The 3112-nt window shown below is 72.4% G+C and carries 3 protein-coding genes; 2 read left to right on the top strand and 1 reads right to left on the bottom strand.

Translation table 11 applies throughout. The features are described 5' to 3' along the window. On the bottom strand, positions 1-483 hold a 483-nt coding region (locus SACPADRAFT_RS26510), incomplete at its 3' end, for an acyl-CoA thioesterase (protein WP_007027065.1). Between the two features lie 335 nt (positions 484-818). On the opposite strand from SACPADRAFT_RS26510, the gene SACPADRAFT_RS0208710 reads away from it, so the two are divergent. Beyond that, positions 819-1658 (top strand): DUF2382 domain-containing protein, encoded by an 840-nt coding sequence (locus SACPADRAFT_RS0208710; RefSeq protein WP_007027064.1) that lies wholly within the window; start codon positions 819-821, stop codon positions 1656-1658. A 318-nt stretch (positions 1659-1976) separates the two neighbouring features. Next, a partial coding sequence (locus tag SACPADRAFT_RS0208705) for an MFS transporter (RefSeq protein WP_007027063.1) occupies positions 1977-3112 on the top strand: 1136 nt, incomplete at its 3' end.

The raw sequence follows: 3112 nt of genomic DNA, 5'->3' as shown, positions 1-3112 counted from the left end.
GCGTGCGCCGCCGGACCCGCGTGCGCCGTCGGGAACCCGGCACAGCACGAGCGGACCCGTGGACGCGCCGAACGGGTACCGCTGCGGCAACGTCTCGGGGGCGGGGACCACGGGGGCGGTGTCCTGGTGACACGGGCCGGACTCCGGGTCCCGGAACGACGCGAGCAGGTGGAACACGGTTCTGCCGTGCTGGACGGCCTCGACGCCGCGGGTGCGGGCCGGGTGGCCGTCGCGGAGGCGGTCGACGCGGAACCGGACGGGTTCCCGCGGATCGCCCGGCCGGAGGAAGTACGCGTGCAGCGAGTGCGGGGCCGTGGTGTTGTCCCCCACGGTCCGGCCCGCCGCGACGACGGCCTGGGCGAGGAACTGGCCGCCGAAGACCCGTTCCCCGGGCAGCGGCAGGCACGTCCCGAGGAAGGTGTCCGGTGAGCACCGGCGCAGGTCCAGGGCCGCGAGCACGTCGTCGAGGGACATCTCGGTCATCCGGTCCGCCTCCGGGTCGCCGAACGTGGGTCGGACCCGCCGCGATGCGGGTCCGGACCATCCGACCACGGTCCGGTTTCGTCGGGGCCCCGGATGTGGCCCGGGCCATGCGCACCGCGAGACCGCCGTCTCCGTCCGCTCCGGGGCCCGGGAAGGGAACGTGTGACACCGGGTGTGACCGGTGCGGCACGAAAGGAGGATTGCACACCCGGACGGGTGAAAGCCGGGGCGGGCGGTTTCCGGGCGAGGGGGGACGGAAACGCACTTTTCAAGGGTCGGACGGGTGACAAAGTCCGGTTCTCATCAGATCGCGAGCACGGAAGGAGGCAGCGATCGTGGCAACGACACCGCGTCCGGAGGAACTCGTCGACAGCTCGGTTCTCGACTCCCAGGGTCGCAAGATCGGCAAGGTCGGGACCGTGTACCTGTCCGACGAGACCCGTAACCCGGAGTGGGTGACCGTACGCACCGGGATGCTGGGGCACAAGGAGAGTTTCGTGCCGCTGCAGGGCTCACACATGGAGAACGACGGCATCCACGTCCAGGTGTCCAAGGACCAGGTCTCGAACGCGCCGAGCACGGACACCGACTCCGATCTCTCCGGCGAGGAGAGCGCCGAGCTGTACCGGCACTACGACATGCCGGCCCCCCGGGCGGCCAGGCCCGAGGAGAGCACCGGCACGGCGGAGGGCACCGGCACCGCCGCGGGAACCACGGCCGGGACCGCCGCGGGCGAGACCGGACGCCAGGAGACCGGGACCACGCGCGGGCGTTCCCCCGAGGAGGAGTCGATGGTCCGCTCCGAGGAGCGGATGCGCGCGGGCACCGACGAGGTCGAGAGCGGGCGCGTCCGGCTGCGCAAGTACGTGGTGACCGAGGAGCAGCAGATGAAGGTCCCGGTCTCGCACGAGGAGGTCCGGGTCGAACGCGAGCCCATCACCGAGGAGGACCGCGCCGAGGCGGCGACCGGCGAGCTCGGCGAGGAGGAGCAGGAGGTCACCCTGCACTCCGAGCAGCCGCACGTGGAGAAGGAGAGCGTGCCGGTCGAGAAGGTGCGGCTGGGCAAGGAGCGGGTCGCCGAGGAGGAGACCGTCTCCGGCGAGGTGCGCAAGGAGCAGTTCGACATCGACGAGGAGGGCGGCTCCGGCACCCGAGGGGGCGGGACGAACCGCTGAGACCGCCGCCACCGCCGACGCGACGACCGTCGGGCGGAGGTGAACGACGATCGGCGCCGTGGGCGCCGGAGTGACGTGGGCCGCGGGCCGGGCGAGACCCGGCCCGCGGCCCACGTGTGTGCCCGGGTGCGCGCCGCCCGGGAGTTCAAACCTCACTGTTGGCAGTGCCACACGGGAGAAGTGAGGACGGGGTTCCGCACCGCTGGGTAGCTTGTTGCCGCCCGGTCGACGAGCGACCGGAGCCATGCCCGACCGGCCGAGTGCGCCGGCGTTCGTCTCGCGGAAGGACCCCTGGAATTGCGGCGAGAACTGCCGCCGATGCTGCGCGCGTTCGCCAACCGGAACTACCGACTCTGGGCCTCGGCCGACCTCGTGTCGGTGACGGGTACCTGGATGCAGGTCCTCGGCCTGAACTGGGTCGTGATGGAGCGCACCGGGTCGGCGACGTCGGTGGGTCTGTCGGTGGCGCTGTCCACGGTGCCCGCACTGCTGTTCGGCCCCTGGGCGGGAGCGCTCGCCGACCGGTTCCCGCCCCGGCGGCTCATCCTCGCGGGTGAGTCGATGCACCTGGTGATCGCGTTGCTGCTCGCGTTCACCGTGTGGAGCGGCCTGCCCCTGCCGGTGCTGTTCACGCTCACCGCGACGGCCGGGCTCGTCGGCACGTTCGAGGGACCCGCACTGGGCCGGTTCGCCAGTCAGGTGGTGCCGCGCCACGATCTCGGCAACGCGCTGGCGTGGAACTCGGTGACCAACTCGACCGGCCGTGTCCTCGGGATGAGCCTGGCCGGGGTACTGGCCGCCGTGGTCGGGGAACCGGCCCTGTTCCTCATCAACGGGGCGACGTTCCTCGCGGTCATCGGGACGGTGCTGATGATGCGGTCCGGCCAGTTCCACCCCCTGGAGATGAGCAGGCCGGAACACGCCGGGGTGCTCGCGGGCCTGTCCTACCTGCGCACGCAGCACGTGCTGGTGGTGCTGTTCGCGCTCGGGTTCGTCCTGTCCTCCCTCGGGCGCAACTACCAGGTGACCATGGCGGCGATGGCCGACGGACCGTTGAACGCCGGGTCGGCCGGGTACGGCACGCTGTCGTCGGTGTTCGCCGTCGGCACCGTGCTCGGGGGGCTCGCGGCCGCCCGCGTCCGGGAGTTCACCCTGCCGCTGCTGCTCGGCGCCGCCGCGGCGACGAGTGTGCTGCAGGCGGTGAGCGGATTCCTGCCCGGCGTGCTCGGCTTCGCCGTCGCGCTGGTGCCGATCGCGGCGGGCGCCGTGATCATCGACACCGTCAAGAGCACGCGGCTCCAGCTGGACGCCGCGGAGAGCATGCGCGGGCGGGTGCTGGCGGTGCAGGGCACGGTCGCCGGTGGTGCCGGGGCCCTCGGCGCGCCCGCACTCGGCTGGCTCTCCGAACACCTGGGGCCGCAGGAGGCACTGTTCGTGGCGGGTGCGGTGACCCT

It is taken from the genome of Saccharomonospora iraqiensis subsp. paurometabolica YIM 90007, assembly GCF_000231035.2.
In the GTDB taxonomy this organism is placed as follows: domain Bacteria; phylum Actinomycetota; class Actinomycetes; order Mycobacteriales; family Pseudonocardiaceae; genus Saccharomonospora; species Saccharomonospora paurometabolica.
Note: the sequence above shows the minus strand (reverse complement) of the source record. Positions and strands in the feature narration are given on the sequence as shown.